This is a genomic window from uncultured Selenomonas sp., from assembly GCF_963528755.1.
Lineage (GTDB): Bacteria > Bacillota > Negativicutes > Selenomonadales > Selenomonadaceae > Selenomonas.
Genome location: NZ_CAURXA010000005.1, coordinates 189467 through 208097, shown reverse-complemented (window position 1 = coordinate 208097; position 18631 = coordinate 189467). Strand labels below are relative to the sequence as shown.

Here is an 18631-nt window from a genome sequence, read left to right as displayed (position 1 = left end):
GAGGGTTCACTCCCTTCTACTTATCCGAGAAATCGTCATCGCGTATCACATCGTCCGCGATGTCATCCATCTCCCCCAAAGTCTCGAAGCTGCTGAAATCGGCAATAATCTCATCGCCGTTCAACTCCTCGGAGGATTCTTCCTCGGTTTCTTCACCCGCTTCAGCGTCCGCAGGCAGCTGTTCCTTATCTTTTTGCGCAGCAACTCCCGCGACGTCGAGATCGAGTTCGTGCGCCGTCGTATTGATATCGTCGTCATCATCATGGATGACGATCTCCTGCGCATCCTCCGTAAGCACCTTGATGTCAAGGCCGATGCTCTGCAGTTCCTTGATAAGCACCTTGAACGATTCGGGCACGCCCGGTTCCGGGATATTCTCTCCCTTAACGATAGCCTCGTACGTCTTGACGCGCCCTACGACGTCGTCGGACTTCACCGTGAGGATTTCCTGCAGGGTGTAAGCCGCGCCGTAGGCCTCAAGCGCCCAGACCTCCATCTCGCCGAAGCGCTGACCGCCGAACTGCGCCTTGCCGCCCAGAGGCTGCTGTGTGACAAGCGAGTACGGACCCGTCGAACGCGCATGAATCTTGTCGTCGACGAGATGATGCAGTTTGAGCATGTAGACGCAGCCAACCGTCACACGATTTTCAAACGGCTCTCCTGTGCGTCCGTCGTAGAGGATTGTCTTGCCATCCTCGGGCAGCCCTGCAGCACGAATCGTACCAAACACTTCGGCGTCACCCGCACCGTCAAAGACGGGCGTCGCGATGTGGATACCCGCGACGTCCGGCTTCGGCACGCCATGCGCCTCGACATCGTAGCCGATCGAGCGCAGGCGCTCACCCACCGTCGGGTCGCCCGCCTTGATCTGCATACCGAGGGCGCGCACCGCCATGCCCAGATGTGTTTCCAGGATCTGTCCGATGTTCATGCGTGAAGGTACGCCCAACGGGTTGAGCACAATATCGACCGGCGTGCCATCCGGCAGGAATGGCATGTCCTCCTGACGCATGATGCGCGAGACGACGCCCTTGTTGCCATGACGACCGGACATCTTGTCGCCAACCGAGATCTTGCGCTTCTGCGCGATGTAGACGCGCACGAGATGATTGACGCCCGGCGGCAGCTCGTCGTTGTTCTCACGGCTGAACGACTTGACGTCGACAATCTTTCCCGCCTCACCATGCGGCACGCGAAGCGATGTGTCACGCACCTCGCGCGCCTTCTCGCCGAATATGGCCCGCAGGAGGCGTTCTTCCGCCGTCAGTTCCGTCTCTCCCTTCGGCGTGACCTTGCCGACGAGGATGTCGCCCGGCAGCACGTCGGCGCCGATGGAAATGACGCCATTCTCGTCGAGATCCTTCAGTGCATCGCCCGAAACGTTCGGGATGTCGCGCGTGATCTCTTCCGAACCGAGCTTCGTATCGCGTGCATCACACTCGTACTCCTCGATGTGGATGGATGTGTAGAGGTCGCGCTTTACAAGGTTCTCCGAAAGGAGTATAGCATCCTCGTAGTTGTAACCTTCCCACGGCATATAGGCAACGATGATATTGTACCCGAGCGCAAGCTCGCCATGATCCGTCGCAGGACCGTCGGCGATCGGCTGCTTCTCGAAGACCTCCTCGCCCTTCTCAACAATCGGCACCTGGTTGATGCATGTTCCCTGGTTTGAGCGCTGGTACTTCTGAAGTTTGTAAATGTCGAGGTCTCCCTCGTGCGTGCGCACCTGAATCTGATCGGCCGTGACCTTCTCGATGACGCCCGCACGCTTCGCGAGAATCATGACGCCCGAGTCGCACGCCGCCTTGTACTCCATGCCCGTGCCGACGAGAGGCGCCTGCGTGCGCAGAAGCGGCACGGCCTGACGCTGCATGTTCGCTCCCATCAAGGCGCGGTTCGCATCATCGTTTTCGAGGAACGGAATCATCGCTGTGGCGATAGAGACGACCTGCTTCGGCGAAACGTCCATGTAGTCGACGCGATCGCGCGCCACAAGAACCGTCTCCTCATTGTAACGCGCCGTGACGCGCTCGTTGACAAACCAACCGTTTTCGTCGAGCGGTTCGTTCGCCTGCGCGATGACGATCTTGTTCTCCTCATCTGCCGTCAGGTAGCGCACATCGTCCGTCACGCGGTGTGCCGTCTTGTCCACCTTGCGGTACGGCGTTTCCATGAAGCCGAACTGGTTGACGCGCGCGTAATTCGACAGCGAACCGATGAGGCCGATGTTCGGACCTTCCGGCGTCTCGATCGGACACATGCGTCCGTAGTGGGAGTTGTGGACGTCTCGCACCTCGAAGCCTGCGCGCTCGCGCGAGAGGCCGCCGGGGCCGAGCGCTGAGAGGCGGCGCTTGTGCGTAAGCTCCGACAGCGGATTATGCTGATCCATAAACTGCGAGAGCTGAGACGAGCCAAAAAACTCCTTGATCGCCGCGACGACAGGACGAATATTGATGAGCGCCTGCGGCGTGATGACGTCGACATCCTGGATCGTCATGCGTTCCTTGACCACGCGCTCCATGCGCGAAAGTCCGATGCGGAATTGGTTCTGCAAAAGTTCGCCGACAGAGCGCACGCGGCGGTTGCCCAGATGATCAATGTCGTCCGTCGTGCCGACACCGTCCATGAGGTTCAGCAGATAGTTGATGGACGCCATGACGTCGTTGCACGTGATCGTGCGATGATTGTAGGGAAGTGTGCGCGAGCACAAAACCTTCATGCTCTTGCCGTCGCCTGTCTGCGTGCGCGCAAAAAAGACGGCGGGCTTATCCTCGCCAAAAAGAGCATCCTCCTGCTCTGCTGTGATGTTTTCAAGCATCGCCTCGTCAACGACGACATCAGCCGGCACGACGACCTCGCCCGTCTCCTTGTCCACGATGGGCTGCGCGAGCACCCTGCCGAGAATGCGGCGCTTCCAGCCAAGCTTCTTCGTCAGCTTGTAGCGGCCGACCATCGCGAGGTCGTAACGTTTGGGATCAAAGAAAAGACTGTCGAGGAGCTGCTGTGCATTGTCGACCGTCGGCGGTTCGCCGGGACGCAGACGCTTATATATCTCGACGAGCGCCTCCTCCTTGGAGCTTGCGCCATCGCGTTCCAGCGTCGCCTGGATGCGCTCATCGTAGTTGAACAGCTCGGCGATCGCACTGTTGGAACTGTAGCCGAGCGCACGCACAAGGATGGTCACGGGCAGTTTCCTCGTGCGGTCGATGCGTACGGAAATGACGTCGTTCGCATCCGTTTCCAGCTCAATCCACGCGCCGCGGTTCGGAATGATCGTCGCGTTGTAGAGCTTCTTGCCCGTGGTGTCGATCGTCTCACCATAGTAAGCGCCTGGTGAACGCACGAGCTGGCTGACGATGACACGCTCCGCGCCGTTGATGATGAAGGTTCCTGTATCAGTCATGAGCGGGAAATCACCCATGAACACTTCCTGTTCCTTGATTTCGCCCGTCTCGCGATTGATCAGGCGCACGTTGACGCGCAGCGGCGCTGCGAGCGTAACGTCCCTCTCCTTGCACTCATCAAGCTCGTACTTCGGCTCGCCGAGCGAGAAGTCTTCAAAGGACAGCACAAGATTTCCAGTAAAATCTTGAATCGGTGAAATATCCTGGAAGATCTCCCGCAGGCCTTCCTTCAAGAACCATTCGTAGGAGTTCCTCTGAATATCCAAAAGATGCGGCATATCCATGACTTCCTTGATCCTTGCATAGGTATACCTGTTTCTCTTGCCCACCGGCACAGGACTAAACATTAAATCCCTCACCCCTTAGCCAAATATCGGTCTATAACCAAAAGCACGCAAAAAAGACAACGAAGGACAGGAAAGCCAAAAAAAGACAAGGCATAAAACTGTCGCTTGATACCTTGTCCGCTCTCTCCCATCTTGCTCGCTATCATTCGGGAAGCGCTGATAAATGCAGCGATTCCTTTACGTTTATTCAGTTCTCATGCGTCCAACAATGCGTTAAACGCGCAAATGCGCATAGTTAGAAGAACATACACGCTGTAATAAGCAATTCTAGCATGGGATTGTTCAATATTCAATGGGTCTTTTCTCCCTTAAGGAAATTTTTCACAGATTTATTCACGATAGGCGATCGCATTCTCCTCGCACCAATCCCGCGCAAGCGCGAAAAGACTCGACGAAAGATGTGCCTGCCAGGCCGCCGCCAAGGAAAGGCTCTGCACCGCACGTCCAAAGCGCAGCCGGGCAGAAGCGCCGCGCAGGGTTTCCTCAAGGGCAACACGCGCCTCCTGAGGCACCTTTTCTGCAAAAGTCTGCATGATGGAGCGAATCTCTGCATCGTAGATGTCAGGCAGCGGCACATAGCGCTGCCAATCCTCCTCAATGGAAAGCAGCCGCTCCATGCGTTCTTCCTCCCGAGACGCCGCTTCGGTTCGCGCGTCGGATTCGTCTTCTCCCATCAAGATGATGCGCCCGTCACGCGTATCGGCATAGCCCTGCAATACATCTGTCTTTTCCAGTGCAGCGGCCAGCTCCTGCAAAGAAATTTCCAACAATGTCCCTCCCCGTCATACGAGATCGTACATCTTTTCCGTGCGGTCGAGGATGGCGTCACGCCGCTCTTTGCTCACGGCAAAGTAGCGATGCACGGCTTCACGATCGCCCGCTTCGATGGAAGCGATGACCGTTCCGAGGATCGCCTGCAGATCGCGCAAGTGACCCGTGATTGCCTCTCGGTTCGTCATGCAGATATCCGCCCACATATCGGCGTTCGAAGATGCGATGCGTGTCGTATCCTTGAAGCCGCCGCCCGCGAGCTTCAGGCATGATTCCATATCGCCTTCGCTCTGATTGAGGAGCGTCACAAGCGCCGCTGCCGTCACATGCGGCACATGGCTGATGATTGAAGCGCAGCGATCGTGCTTTTGTATATCGAGGCGCAGGAAGTTCGCCTCCGTATGCGAAAGCACCGACATCAATTTCTCGTGCGCCTCGGGCGGCGCTCCTGTATCCTCGACGATAACGTAAGCCTTGTGCCGGAAGAGATCGGCGGACGCCGCCTCGACGCCGCTCTTCTCGCGCCCCGTCATCGGATGCCCTGCGATGTAGTGGACGCCCGCGGGCAGAATGCCCTGGATGTGCTGCCAAAGATACGCCTTCGTGCTTCCCGCATCCGTCAAGATCGCGCCTTTCTTGAGATACGGCACGATTCGTTCCAGCATCGGCGTCATCTGCAGCACGGGCGTCGCCAGAAACACGATGTCAGCACCCTCGACGACCTCGCGGACATCGGGTGACGCCATGTCAACAGCGCCGCGTTTTACGGCAAGATCCATGGACTTCTGCGTGCGGCAGAGTCCCGTGATGAAGATGTCCGCTCCGAGCTTCTCCTTTAAGCAAAGTCCCAAAGAGCCGCCGATGAGTCCGACGCCGATAATAGCCAGCTTCATCTTCATGCCTCGCGCCCCATGAAGCGTGCGATGTCACGCACCTCTTCCATCGTCTTCTGGAAGTTCTCAGGCGTCAGAGACTGATCGCCGTCCGAGAGCGCGACTTCAGGATGCGGATGAACCTCGATGATGAGGCCGTCCGCGCCGGCCGCGATCGCTGCACGCGCCATCGCGGGCACCATCTGCCAACGCCCTGTGCCGTGGCTCGGGTCGACGATGATCGGCAGGTGCGAGATCTCCTTGATGGCAGCGACAGCGCTCAAGTCGAGCGTATTGCGCGTATACGTCTCGTAAGTGCGTATGCCGCGCTCGCAGAACACGACGTTGTCGTTGCCGCCGGCCATGATGTACTCCGCCGCGTTGAGCCACTCGCTGATGGTCGCGGAAAGGCCGCGCTTCAAGAGTACGGGCGTATGCACCTTGCCGACTTCTTTGAGCAGCTGGAAGTTTTGCATGTTTCGCGCACCGATCTGGATCATGTCGGCATACTTCGTGATCAGTTCGACGTCGTTGATGTTCACGATCTCCGTCACGACCTTGAGCCCCGTCTTGTCCGCCGCCTCGCGCAGCATCTTCAGCCCTTCTTCCGCCAGTCCTTGGAAATCGTAGGGCGAAGTGCGCGGCTTGAAGGCGCCGCCGCGCAGGAACTTGGCGCCGTACTTCTTCACGCACTCAGCCGCTTCCATGAGCTGCTCCATGCTCTCGACAGCGCACGGTCCCGCCATGACCGTCAAGTGCCCCGCGCCGATCTTCACGCCCCCGACGTCGATGACGGTGTCTTCGGGCTTGAACTCGCGGCTTACAAGTTTGTACTTCTCCGTGATGCGCACCGTTTTTTCCACCCCGTCGAGAGAATTCATCTGCAGTCCTGCAATGATCTTCTTGTCGCCGATCACGCCAACGATCGTGCGGTCATCGCCTGTAGAAAGATGATACTTGAGGCCAGCCTGCGTGATCTTCTGCTCCACTTTCTCAAGATTTTCCTTTGTCGACGTCGGACTCATTACAATGATCATGACACAACCTCCTGCAAAATCAATGACTGTTCGCGTCCGCAGCCTCCCGCACCATGGCGATCTCGTCACAGTTCGGAAACTTCGGACAGTCGATGCATTCCTTCCAGACCTTCTGCGGCAGCTCTTCCTTGGCAACGATATGGAAACCGAGCGTCTTGAAGAAGCCCGGCTTGTACGTCAATGTGAAGAATCGCCGCACGCCGAGCGCACGCCCTTCCTCCATGAGTCGATGCACGATTTCCGATCCGATGCCGCAGCGTGCAAGCGCAGGGTCGACCGCCATCGTGCGAACCTCTGCGAGACCGTCCCACATCATGTGCAGGCCGCCGACGCCGACGATCTTGCCCCCGTCATCTTCGGCAACGATCATATCGCGCAGCGTCTCGTAGAGGGTGTTGCGCGAACGTGCGAGCATCGCGCCGTCCGCCGCATAGTCGTTCACGAGATGAAAGATGCTCTCCACATCAGCGAACACAGCCTTTCTGTATTTCAAAATCTTTCCCCCATTCGCTGCTCACTCACGGCTTGGGCAGACATCCACGAGCGGACACTCGCTGCAGAGCGGGCGATTCGCCTTGCATACGCGTCTGCCGTGGTAGATGAGCCAGTGGTGCGCCGCACTCCACTTTTCGCGCGGAATCACCTTCATCAGCCCCTTCTCCACCGCGAGCGGCGTCTCGCCCACAGCGAGCTTCAAGCGATTCGCTATGCGAAAAACGTGCGTATCGACGGCGATGGCGGGGCGGCCGAAGGCGACGCTCGTCACGACGTTCGCCGTCTTCCTGCCGACGCCCGGCAATTTGAGGAGTGTATCATAGTCGGACGGCACCTCGCCGCCGAACTCCTCGACGAGCGTGCGGCACGTCGCCATGATATTCTTCGCCTTATTGCGGAAAAGTCCGCAGTCCTTTATTTCCTCTTCAAGGCCCGAAAGCCCCAAGGCGACGATGGCCGCAGGCGTCGCCGCCTTCTTGAAGAGCCGTGCCGTCGTGATGTTCACGCGCTTGTCCGTGCACTGCGCCGACAGGATGACGGCGATCAGGAGCTCGAAGGGATTGTTGAAATGCAGCTCAGGCTTGGCGCCGCGATACGTCTCTTCGAGGATTTCCAGCTGCTTTTCGCGTATTTTCTTCGTGACTCGCATCGCGTCCTCAGTTCGTCAGACTGCGCACGGGCGCGGGAATTCGTCCGCCGCGAGCGACGAAGGCCTCCGAGCTGAAGGCGTCCTTGACGGGCATGATCGGGCAGCGCCCCAAGAGGCCTCCCCACTCCACCTCATCACCGACCTTCTTTCCAGGCACGGGGATGACGCGCACCGCCGTCGTCTTGTTGTTGATCATGCCGATCGCCGCCTCGTCCGCGATGATTCCCGAAATTGTCACCGCCGACGTATCGCCCGCGACCGCGATCATGTCGAGGCCGACGGAGCAGACGCACGTCATCGCCTCAAGTTTTTCCAGCGAGAGGCTGCCGCGTGCCACAGCGTCGATCATGCCCGCATCCTCGCTGACGGGGATGAACGCGCCCGACAGACCGCCCACATGCGAAGACGCCATGAGACCACCCTTCTTGACCGCATCGTTTAAGAGCGCGAGCGCCGCCGTCGTGCCGGGAGCGCCGCAGCTTTCGAGTCCCATCTCCTCCAAGATGTGCGCGACACTGTCGCCGACTGCCGACGTCGGCGCAAGCGAGAGGTCGATGATGCCGAAGGGTACGCCGAGCCGCTTCGACGCCTCGCGTGCCACGAGCTGTCCGACGCGCGTGATCTTGAACGCCGTGCGTTTGATCATCTCCGCCACCTCGGAGAAATCCGCACCCTTGATGTCCTCCAAGGCGCGCTTGACGACGCCAGGCCCGCTGACGCCGACGCTCACGACCTTATCCGCCTCGGAAACGCCGTGGAAAGCGCCCGCCATAAAGGGATTGTCCCCCGGCGCATTGCAGAAAACGACGAGCTTCGCGCAGCCGATGGCCGCCTGATCGCGCGTCAGTTCCGCCGTACGCTTAATGACCTCGCCCATCTCGCGCACGCAGTCCATGTTGATGCCCGCCTTCGTCGAACCGAGGTTGACCGAGGAACAGACGAGATCTGTTGAAGAAAGCGCCTGCGGGATGGACGAGATGAGCACCTGATCGCCGTGCGTATATCCCTTTTCCACGAGCGCGGAAAAACCGCCGATAAAGTTGATGCCGATCTCCTTCGCCGCACGATCGAGCGCTTCGGCTACGGGAACGTAGGAATCCGTCTTGCAGGCGTCCGCCGCTATGGCGATCGGCGTGACGGAAACGCGCTTGTTGATGATGGGGATACCGTACTCCGCCTCGATGTCCTTGCCCGTTTGCACAAGGAATTCCGCCGATTTCGTGACCTTGTCGTAGACGTTGCGGCAGAACTGCTCGATGTTCGGATGCGCACAGTCGCGGAGCGAAATGCCCATCGTGATCGTGCGCACGTCGAGCTTGTTCTCCGTAATCATGCGGTTTGTTTCTAATATATCGTCAATGGTAATCACAGAAAGACCTCCTGCAGCATGTAAAAAAATCGTCCAAGTCCTCAAACCTTGTGCATCGCGTTGAAAATATCCTCATGCTGCGTCTTGATCTCGACGCCGAGCGCTTCGCCCTTCTCCTGCAAAAGTTGCCGCACAGCAGCGAGCTCGATCTTGCTGCCCGCCATATCAGCGATCATGACCATATTGAAAAAGCCGTCCATGATATTCTGGTTGATACTCAGAATGTTGACGCCGTTTTCAGCCAAGAGCGTGCTGACTGCCGCGATGATGCCCACACTGTCCTTGCCGACGATCGTAACCACGATTTTCATTTGCAACCCCTCATTCTTTCCGACAATGCGATATGCACTGCCGCAGTTTTCTGTTTGAAATGCTATGTTTTTTCATTATATCAGTCAAATGCTGAAAATCCAAGAGGGCGCGTCTCCCAAATTGTTTTTTGCATCCGTTTCCGTTATAATGAGAGGAGCATTTCCTGATACAATGCAAAAAATTCATCCTTACATCATCAAGGAGGCCATTCTTTTGAAGGAACTCAGCTTTTTCAACGATCATTTCTATGCACCGGGCGAGGCGCAGGTCGACATCGAGGACCGCGGCTATCAGTTTGGCGACGGCATCTACGAGGTCACGCACGTCTACAACGGCAAGCTCTTCGCCTTCGACCGCCACCTCGCACGCTTCCGCCGCTCCATGCGCGAAATGCACATCCCCATCACCTATATGGACGAGGAACTCACCGCCATTCACAACGACCTCATCGAAAAGAGCGGCATCAAGAGCGGCGCGATCTACTTCCAAGTCACGCGCGGCGCGGCAGCGCGCGCCTTCCCCTTCCCCGGCCGTGCCACGCCGAATCTCTCGATGACGATCCGAGAGAGCACGCCGAACCGTGAGCAGCAAGAACGCGGCATCTCGCTCACGCTCGCCGAAGACATCCGCTGGCTGCGTTGCGACATCAAGTCTCTGAACCTCCTCGGCGCCGTCTTTGCCAAGGAAAAGGCGAAGGCGGAAGGCTGCGAAGAGGCTCTTCTCTACCGCAAGGATACGGGACTCGTCACCGAGGGCGCGAGCAGCACCTTCTTCCTCATCAAGGACGGCGTCGTCTGGACGCATCCGCTTGACCATCTCGTACTGCCTGGCGTCACGCGTGCCGTCGTCGTCGAAGAATGCGCCAAGGAACTCGGTCTGACCGTCATCGAAAAGACCTTCACGCCGGAATTCGCTCAGAAGGCGGATGAAGCATTTGAAACGAGCACAAGCCTCGAAGTCACGCCCGTCATAAAGATCGGCGGCAAGAAGATCGGCTCAGGCGCTCCCGGCGAGATCACGAAAAAGATCATGGAATCCTTCCAAGGATTGATAAAAAAAGAGTGCTTCAACTGAAATGCACGAGACAAAAGCGGCTGTACATCAGCCGTTTTGTCTCGTGTTGGCAGAATTTTTCGCGTATTGGAAAAAACCTGCAAAAATCGCAACTTTTCATTGACAATATCCAAAATAGTACCTATACTTGTAGTGAAGCAAATACATCATGTTTATGGTAGTATAACCCGAAGGAGTGTGTTTTTTTATGGCAAAAAAGGTAAAGATCACCGAAACAGTACTTCGCGACGGGCATCAGTCCCTGTGTGCGACGCGCATGCATTACTCCCAGATGGAGCCCATGCTTGCAGCGCTCGACAAGATCGGCTACAACTCGTTGGAAGCTTGGGGCGGTGCGACCTTTGATACGTGCCTCCGCTTCCTCGACGAAGATCCGTGGGAGAGGCTCGACAAGCTCAAGGCTCGTCTCAAGACCCCGATCCAGATGCTGCTTCGCGGTCAGAACCTCCTTGGCTACAACCACTATTCGGACGATGTCGTCAAGAAGTTCGTCGAGAAGGCTTCCGAGCACGGCATGGGCGTATTCCGCATCTTCGATGCGCTGAACGACGTTCGCAACCTCAAGACGGCGATCAACGCTGCTCTCGGCTGCAAGGAAAAGCCGCATGTACAGGGCTGCCTCGTCTACACGCTCAGCCCCTATCATACGAACGAAGTCTTCGTCGACCTTTCCAAGAAGCTGCAGGAAATGGGCTGCCATTCCGTCTGCATCAAGGACATGTCCGGCCTTCTGAAGCCGTATGTCGCAGAAGACCTCGTGAAGAAGCTCAAGGCTGCGCTCGACATCCCCATCCAGCTCCACACGCACTATACGTCCGGCTTCGGCAGCATGACGTACCTCAAGGCGATCGAGGCAGGCGTCGACACCGTTGACTGCGCGCTCTCGCCGTTCGCTCTCGATACGTCCCAGCCCTGCACGGAGACGATGGTCGCTGCTCTCGAAGGCACGCCGTATGACACGGGTCTCGACCGTCAGGCCATGACGCCGATTGCCAAGCACTTCCTGCAGGTCAAGCAGGATCTCATCAAGGAATTCAACCTCAAGGGCTACTTCGACGTCAACCCGAACGTCATCGACTTCCAGATTCCTGGCGGCATGCTCTCGAACCTTGCGAACCAGCTCAAGGAACAGGGCATGGAAGACAAGTTCCAGGATCTCCTCGACGAGATGCCGCGCGTGCGTGCCGATGTCGGCTATCCGCCGCTCGTCACGCCGTCCAGCCAGATCGTCGGCACGATGGCGACGTTCAACGTCATGACGGGCGAGCGCTACAAGATCGTTCCGAAGGAATTCAAAGACCTCGCACGCGGCAAGTTCGGCAAGCCGCCGGTGGAAGTCAGCCACGAGTACCTCACGAAGACGCTCGGCATCCCCGAGAGCGAGATCATCACGGACATCGTTGCCGAGGATGCGAAGGCTCCGAAGCTTGCAGATTTCGAGAAGGAAATGAAGGCAAAGGGCTTCCTCAACCCGACGGAAGAGGATGTCCTCTCCTACGCCCTCTTCCCGCAGGTCGCAGAAGAGTTCTTCAAGAAGCACTATGCACCGATGAACGCTTACGATATGTCTCACAAGGCATAAGCCAAAACTGTCAGCACTCCTCCCTTCCTATGGGAGGAGGCACACACAAAAAGGGGCTGTGGCAGAATGCTCTCACATTCTGTCACAGCCCCTTTTTCATGCCAATTTTGATTTTATTTTAGAAATTCACCTTGGAAATTTACCCCTAAAATTTTTCCTATTTCCTATTGCATTTCTTAAAGCCTCATAGTATAATAAATACTGTTGTCGGGATGTGGCTCAGCTTGGTAGAGCGCATCGTTCGGGACGATGAGGTCGCAGGTTCGAATCCTGTCATCCCGACCATTCTTCAGAAAAGGAAGGAGCCATGACATAGTGCGAAAGCATTTTGTCACGGCTCTTTTTTCGTACCGTTTTTACACTACACGGCATAAGGATGCCTCGTACAATCTTCACATAGATAGACTTCTTCTCGTACATATTTCTCTCCTTTGACATTATAGATAGCAGTAGTAAAAACGAAATATTTCTCGATCAAGTCAAAAAAAGCCTCATCCCGTGTAGCATAAGGGATGAGGCTTCTTCTATTTAAATTCGACAAATTCATTGAGTCTGGCGCCGCCCTTAATCATCGGCTCGACGAAGCTCTTCGCAAGTTTCAGCACGATGACACGGGGCTCGTTGGCTTGCATGGCACGGCTGAACGCGCGGATAAACTCCTCCTGCGTCTGCACGGCTTCGGCTTCTATGCCGAAGCTTTTGGCGTAGGCGACAAAATCCATCGGATGTGCGAGTTCGCAGGCAATGTAGCGCTCCTTGTACATGACCTTCTGCAGCTGACGGATCATGCCGAGAGCGCAGTTGTCCATGACAAGTGAAATCACGGGAAGCTTGAGCCTCGCGATCGTATACAGCTCGTTTCCTGTCATGCGCATGCCGCCGTCGCCTGCGATATGAATGACGCGACGGCTCCTGCCATAGGCGACCTGCGCCCCCATGGCGGCGGGCAGGCCAAAGCCCATCGTGCCGAGACCGCCCGAGGTCAGCCACGATCTCGGCTCCTCAATCCGCAGGTGAAGCGCCGCCCACATCTGATGCTGTCCGACATCGGTCGCAAACGAGTACGGCTTGCCTGCCGTAGCGAGCGCTACATGATGCATTGCCCACGGCACGCTCAGATCTCCCGCGTCGTAGTCGTAGGCGTATTTCGTACGCCATTGACGGATGCTCTTAAGCCATTCCTCGGTATGGTGCAGGGATTCGGGCTTCATCAAGAGATGCAAAATCGTCTTCATGTCGCCCGCAAGACCGATGGAGCTGGGGATGTTCTTGTCGATCTCCGCCGGGTCGATGTCGACATGGATGAACGTCGTGCCCTTCATGTACTTGACGACATTGCCCGTCTGGCGGTCGCCGAAGCGACTGCCGAGCGCAATGACAACGTCGGACTCAGCAATCGCATGATTTGCCGCCTTGTGTCCATGCATGCCGGCAAAGCCGACGCACAGGGGATGCGACTGCGGCAGAGAACCAAGCCCCATCAAGGTCTGCACGACAGGGATGCCGTAGTGCTCAGCAAGAGCGGCCAGCTCTTTCGAAGCTCCTGCATAGATGACACCGCCACCCGCGATGATGACGGGCTTTCGCGCCTGCCGGATCGCTTCCGCCGCCTCCGCCGCACATATCAGGAAGTCTGCGTCGGGTTTTCCGGGCGTCTTCTCCTCATAGATGCAACTTTCGTACTTCACGTCGGCAAAGAAGAGGTCTCGCGGAATGTCGACGAGCACAGGTCCAGGCCTGCCGCTGCGCGTGATGTCAAACGCCTCGCGCAGCGTCGGTATGAGTTTCGCCGCGTCCTTGACCTTGAAATTGTGCTTCGTCACGGGCATCGTGATGCCGAGGATGTCCGTTTCCTGAAAGGCGTCGCGCCCCAGAAGCCCCGTATCGACCTGCCCCGTGATCGCTACCATGGGGATGGAATCCATGAACGCCGTGGCGATGCCCGTCACGAGATTCGTCGCGCCAGGCCCTGATGTCGCAAGACAGACGCCTACCTTGCCCGTCGCACGCGCATAGCCGTCGGCGGCGTGCGCTGCGCACTGCTCGTGCGAGGTGACGATCTGACGAATATTTCTTTCATCGTAAAGCGCATCGTAGAGCGGCAAGTTCATGCCGCCCGGATAGCCGAAGATCGTGTCGACGCCCTGCTCTTTCAGACATTCGACAACTGCTTTCGCGCCTCTCATGCAAAGCCTCTCCTTTCCTGCCCGCGCTTATATATTCGCGAGCACCGCTTCCGCCATCTGCTCGGTGGTTGCCTTCTTGAAACCGTCCTTCCAGAGGTCTGCCGTGCGCCAGCCGTCGGCGAGAGCCGCATCGACGGCCGTTTCGATCGCCTGCGCCGCTTCTTCTTCGGCGAGTGCATAGCGCAGCAGCATCGCCGCCGAAAGAATCGTGCCGACGGGATTGGCGATACCCTTGCCCGCAATATCGGGCGCAGAGCCGTGAATCGGCTCGAAGAGACTCGTCTTTTCGCCGATGCTCGCGGACGGCATCATGCCGATGGAGCCGCCAACGACTGCCGCCTCGTCCGACAGGATGTCGCCGAAAAGATTGCCCGTGACGATGACGTCGAACTGCGTCGGACGCACGGCAAGCTGCATGGCACAGTTGTCGACATAGAGATTCGTAAGCTCGACGTCCGCGTAGTCCTTCGCGACCTCAGCCACCGTGCGCCGCCAGAGGCGCGAAGTCGCGAGCACGTTCGCCTTATCAACGCTCGTGACATGGCTGCGACGCAGCTTCGCCGTCTCGAACGCGAGCTTTGCAATGCGCTCGACTTCGGGCACGGAATAGTTTTCGAGATCCCATGCCCTCTCGTGACCGTCCTTGAGCTCCGACTCGCACTTCTCGCCGAAGTAGATGCCGCCGATCAGCTCGCGCACGATGACGAGGTCAGCGCCCTTGACAAGCTCGGGCTTCAGCGGCGAATACTCGACGAGCGCATCAGCGACCTTCACGGGACGCAGATTCGCGTAAAGGCCGAGACCTTTCCGAAGACCCAAGATCGCCTTCTCAGGGCGCAGAGCAGGCTCTACCGCGTCCCACTTATCGCCGCCGACAGCGCCGAAGAGCACGCCGTCCGCCGCCTGCGCGGCGGCGAGCGTCGCCTCCGGCAGCGGCGTGCCACACTTGTCGTAAGCCGTGCCGCCCGCATCATGCTCCTCATAGGAGAGCGCCAAATGGAACTTTTCCGCCGTCTTCTTGAGCACGGCGACGGCTGCATCCGTGATTTCTCTGCCGATGCCGTCGCCCGGTATCACCACGATCTTCTTTGCCATCAGAGCGCCCCCTTTTCCTTGATGTAGTTGATCAGACCGCCCGCTTCGGCGATCTCCTGCACGAAGCCCGGCAGAGGATGCGCCTGAAAGACGTCGCCCGTCGTGAGATTCTCGATCTTGCCCGTTTCCGTATCGACGCGCAGTTCGTCGCCTGCGCTGATCTTCTCCACATCATCGCCGATTTCCAGGAGCGGCAAACCGATGTTGATGCCGTTGCGATAGAAGATGCGCGCGAAATCTGCCGCGATGATCACGGGGATGCCTGAAGCCTTAATGGCGACGGGCGCGTGCTCGCGCGACGAGCCGCAGCCGAAGTTCTTGCCGCCGACCATGATGTCGCCTTCCTGCACGTTTTTCGCGAAACTCTCATCAATGTCAACCATGCAGTGCTCCGCCAGCTCCTTCGGATCGAAGCTGTTCAGATAGCGCGCGGGAATGATGACATCCGTATCGATATTGTCGCCGTAGCGCCAGACTTTTCCTTGCAAACTCATCTCACTTTACCTCCTCCGGCGCGGCGATCCTGCCCAAGATGGCGCTCGCAGCCGCCACATGCGGGCCTGCCAGATAGACCTCGCTGTCGACATGCCCCATGCGCCCGCGGAAATTGCGGTTCGTTGTAGAAACGCAGCGCTCGCCCGCCGCCAAGATACCCATGTAGCCGCCGAGGCAAGGACCGCACGTCGGCGCAGCGACGGCACAGCCCGCATCGATGAAGACGTCGATGTAGCCGAGGTGCATCGCCTCCTGATAAACCGCCTGACTGCCCGGAATCACGATGCAGCGCACATCGGGATGCACCTCGTGCCCTTTCAATATCCCTGCGGAAATTTCAAGGTCTTCCAAGCGCCCGTTCGTACAGGAGCCGATGACCACCTGATCGATCTTGATCGGCTCAGCGATGTCCATGACGCGCTTCGTGTTGCCCGGCAGATGCGGGAAAGCAACGACGGGACGCAGAGATGAGAGGTCAATTTCGATGGTGCGGCAATACTTCGCGTCAGCGTCCGAGGTCACAGGCTCATACGCGCCTTTGACGCGGCCTTCAACGTACTCCTTCGTCTTTTCATCGAACGGGAAGATGCCGTTTTTCGCACCTGCCTCGATGGCCATGTTGGCAATCGTCAAACGATCCGTCATCGTCAGTGCGGCGACTCCTTCGCCCGTGAATTCCAGTGACTTGTAGAGTGCGCCGTCGACACCGATCATGCCGATGAGCGTCAGAATCACGTCCTTGCCATTGACATCGGCAGGCTTCTCTCCCGTCAGATGCACCTCGATCGTCTCGGGCACTTTGAACCAAGCCCGCCCCGTCGCCATGCCGACGGCGAGATCAGTCGTGCCGACGCCCGTCGAAAAGCCATTCAAGGCGCCATACGTGCAGGTATGCGAATCCGCGCCGATCGTCAGCATGCCCGGTCCCACAAGACCGAACTCAGGCAGGATGACATGCTCAATGCCCACGCGGCCGATCTCAAAGTAATTCTTGATCTTATGCTTTCTCGCGAAGTCGCGCACGATCTTGCCGAGTCCCGCCGCCTTGATGTCCTTCGCCGGCTGGAAGTGATCGGGCACGAGCGCAATCTTCTCGTTGTCGAACACAGGGCGGCCGATGCGTTCGAACTCCTTGATCGACGGCGGCGCCGTGATGTCATTCGCGAGCACCATGTCAAGCTGACAGGTAATCAGCTGTCCTGGTTCGACATGCGAAAGTCCTGCATGACGCGCGAGAATCTTCTCCGTCATATTCATTCCCATGAAATTTCCTCCTGGATAAGTCGAAAGAAAACGGCTTACACCTCATTATACCATAAAGGAGTGTAAGCCGTTCCAAGATTCAACGTTTGTTGTTGCTCAAATCAGAACTTCAGCTCTTTCTTGTCACGAAGCCAAGGCATCATGTTGCGGAGCTCTGCGCCGACCTTCTCGATCGGATGCTCCTGATGAAGACGACGCTGTGCGAGGAAGTTCGCGCGACCGGCGGCACGGTTCTCCAACAGCCAATTGCGGGCAAACGTGCCGTCCTGAATCTCCTTCAGAACCTTCTTCATTTCCTTCTTCGTTTCTTCCGTGATGATGCGCGGTCCGATCATGTAGTCGCCGTACTCAGCCGTGTCGGAGCAGGACTGACGCATCTTCGTCATGCCGCCCTCATAGCAGAGGTCAACGATGAGCTTCATCTCGTGGAAGCACTCAAAATATGCCATCTCGGGCGGATAGCCTGCCTCAACAAGAACCTCAAAACCCGTCTGCATGAGCTGGCATACGCCGCCCATGAGCACGCACTGCTCGCCAAAAAGATCCTCTTCCGTCTCATCGCGGAACGTCGTCTGAAGGACGCCGGAACGCGTTGCGCCAAGACCACGCGCATAAGCGAGCGCGATGTCAAAGCACTTGCCCGTCTCATCCTTCTCAACGGCAAAGACCGCCGGAACGCCCGACCCTTCCTCGAAGGTGCGGCGAACGAGATGACCGGGGCCCTTCGGTGCAACCATGAAAACGTCAATGCCAGCCGGCGGAACAATCTGCTTGAAGTGGATGTTGAAACCATGTGCGAAGGCGAGAGCACTGCCCGGCTTGAGGTTCGGACCAATCTCTTCCTTGTAGACGTCCGCCTGCTTCTCATCCGGAATCAGAACCATCGTGATGTCCGCCTGCTTGACCGCCTCGGCGACCGTCAGAACCTTGAGACCATGAGCCTCGGCAGCAGCCTTGGACTTCGAGCCCTCGTAAAGACCGACGACGACGTCGACGCCGCTCTCCTTGAGATTCAGCGCATGCGCATGTCCCTGGCTGCCGTAGCCGATGATGGCAACGGTCTTGCCCTTCATGACCTCCCAGTTCGCGTCCTGATCATAATAAGTTTTTGCCATAATACTCTCTCTCCTCACAATCTTGATAAATGGTATGCTCACCGCGTTCGAGAGCGATGAGACCCGTGCGGATCGTTTCCAGGATGCCGTAGGGCGAAAGAAGCTGCAGGAATGCCGTGACCTTCGCATCATCCCCTGTGATTTCAAAAATCAGGGTTGTCGGCTGCACATCGACGACGCGTGCGCGAAAAATCTCCGCCATCTTGAGCACGTCGAGACGATTCGTGTCGTCCGCCCTTACCTTGATAAGCGTCATGCCGCGGAAAACCGAGGCGGCGGAAAGGAGCGCCTGCACCTCGACGACATCGGGCAGCTTTTCGAGCTGCTTCATCATCTGGTCGACCATTTCCTCATCGCCATGCACGACGACGGTGATCCTGGAAAACTCCGCAGTCTCGGTCACACCGACAGACAGGCTGTCGATATTGAACTCCCGCCGCGAAAACATGCTTGCAACACGGACAAGTACGCCGGACTGATTCCTCACGAGTATGGAAAGCACATGTCGCATCTGAAATCCTCCCAACGCATAACCCTAGTGTAAACATGTATACATTATGGC

At 57.6% G+C, this 18631-nt stretch carries 16 protein-coding genes and 1 tRNA gene; 3 read left to right on the top strand and 14 right to left on the bottom strand.

What is annotated here, in order from left to right; translation table 11 throughout:
• Positions 1–16: 16 nt before the first annotated feature.
• The 8 genes from rpoB to RWS31_RS07705 all read right to left on the bottom strand — a co-directional run bounded on the left by rpoB (position 17) and on the right by RWS31_RS07705 (position 9258).
• Positions 17–3754, bottom strand: coding sequence for a DNA-directed RNA polymerase subunit beta (gene rpoB / locus RWS31_RS07740; protein ID WP_314597284.1), 3738 nt, complete (start codon positions 3752–3754; stop codon positions 17–19).
• Positions 3755–4083: 329 nt separating this feature from the next.
• Positions 4084–4521, bottom strand: coding sequence for a UPF0158 family protein (locus RWS31_RS07735; protein ID WP_314597281.1), 438 nt, complete (start codon positions 4519–4521; stop codon positions 4084–4086).
• A gap of 15 nt (positions 4522–4536) precedes the next feature.
• Positions 4537–5424, bottom strand: a complete 888-nt coding sequence (locus RWS31_RS07730) for a prephenate dehydrogenase/arogenate dehydrogenase family protein (protein WP_314597279.1) — start codon at positions 5422–5424, stop codon at positions 4537–4539.
• The gene (aroF, locus tag RWS31_RS07725; RefSeq protein ID WP_314597277.1) at positions 5421–6434 is read right to left on the bottom strand and encodes a 3-deoxy-7-phosphoheptulonate synthase; all 1014 of its coding nucleotides are present in this window, start codon (positions 6432–6434) and stop codon (positions 5421–5423) included. The genes RWS31_RS07730 and aroF overlap by 4 nt, the downstream gene beginning before the upstream one ends.
• Positions 6435–6453: 19 nt before the next feature.
• Positions 6454–6927 carry an N-acetyltransferase gene (locus RWS31_RS07720; protein ID WP_314597276.1) on the bottom strand — a complete coding sequence of 158 codons (474 nt, stop codon included), beginning with the start codon at positions 6925–6927 and terminating at the stop codon, positions 6454–6456.
• A gap of 21 nt (positions 6928–6948) precedes the next feature.
• Entirely contained in the window at positions 6949–7578 is a 630-nt protein-coding gene (nth, locus tag RWS31_RS07715; protein ID WP_314597274.1) for an endonuclease III, read from the bottom strand.
• A gap of 7 nt (positions 7579–7585) precedes the next feature.
• Positions 7586–8947: a PFL family protein gene (locus RWS31_RS07710; RefSeq protein WP_314597273.1), complete on the bottom strand. Its 1362-nt coding sequence runs from the start codon at positions 8945–8947 to the stop codon at positions 7586–7588.
• Between the two features lie 41 nt (positions 8948–8988).
• Entirely contained in the window at positions 8989–9258 is a 270-nt protein-coding gene (locus RWS31_RS07705) for an ACT domain-containing protein (RefSeq protein ID WP_006190881.1), read from the bottom strand.
• 172 nt (positions 9259–9430) lie between these two features.
• Between RWS31_RS07705 and dat the strand changes: the two genes are divergently transcribed.
• The 3 genes from dat to RWS31_RS07690 all read left to right on the top strand — a co-directional run bounded on the left by dat (position 9431) and on the right by RWS31_RS07690 (position 12200).
• Positions 9431–10333 carry a D-amino-acid transaminase gene (dat, locus tag RWS31_RS07700; RefSeq protein ID WP_314597271.1) on the top strand — a complete coding sequence of 301 codons (903 nt, stop codon included), beginning with the start codon at positions 9431–9433 and terminating at the stop codon, positions 10331–10333.
• Between the two features lie 187 nt (positions 10334–10520).
• Positions 10521–11915 carry a pyruvate carboxylase subunit B gene (locus RWS31_RS07695; protein ID WP_314597269.1) on the top strand — a complete coding sequence of 465 codons (1395 nt, stop codon included), beginning with the start codon at positions 10521–10523 and terminating at the stop codon, positions 11913–11915.
• 208 nt (positions 11916–12123) lie between these two features.
• Positions 12124–12200: transfer RNA gene (locus RWS31_RS07690), tRNA-Pro, on the top strand.
• Between the two features lie 239 nt (positions 12201–12439).
• Here RWS31_RS07690 and ilvB read toward each other — a convergent pair.
• The 6 genes from ilvB to ilvN all read right to left on the bottom strand — a co-directional run bounded on the left by ilvB (position 12440) and on the right by ilvN (position 18580).
• Complete coding sequence (ilvB, locus tag RWS31_RS07685) at positions 12440–14101, bottom strand: biosynthetic-type acetolactate synthase large subunit (protein WP_314597267.1); 1662 nt, start codon at positions 14099–14101, stop codon at positions 12440–12442.
• 27 nt (positions 14102–14128) lie between these two features.
• Positions 14129–15196, bottom strand: coding sequence for a 3-isopropylmalate dehydrogenase (leuB, locus tag RWS31_RS07680; protein WP_314597265.1), 1068 nt, complete (start codon positions 15194–15196; stop codon positions 14129–14131).
• Positions 15196–15690: a 3-isopropylmalate dehydratase small subunit gene (locus RWS31_RS07675; RefSeq protein WP_006192243.1), complete on the bottom strand. Its 495-nt coding sequence runs from the start codon at positions 15688–15690 to the stop codon at positions 15196–15198. The genes leuB and RWS31_RS07675 overlap by 1 nt, the downstream gene beginning before the upstream one ends.
• A gap of 1 nt (position 15691) precedes the next feature.
• A complete protein-coding gene (gene leuC, locus RWS31_RS07670) occupies positions 15692–16954 on the bottom strand; it encodes a 3-isopropylmalate dehydratase large subunit (RefSeq protein ID WP_314597263.1) in 1263 nt (420 codons plus the stop codon).
• A 101-nt stretch (positions 16955–17055) separates the two neighbouring features.
• Positions 17056–18069 (bottom strand): ketol-acid reductoisomerase, encoded by a 1014-nt coding sequence (ilvC, locus tag RWS31_RS07665; protein ID WP_314597260.1) that lies wholly within the window; start codon positions 18067–18069, stop codon positions 17056–17058.
• Entirely contained in the window at positions 18050–18580 is a 531-nt protein-coding gene (gene ilvN, locus RWS31_RS07660) for an acetolactate synthase small subunit (RefSeq protein WP_314597259.1), read from the bottom strand. Before ilvN ends, ilvC begins: the two co-directional genes overlap by 20 nt.
• Positions 18581–18631: the final 51 nt, after the last annotated feature.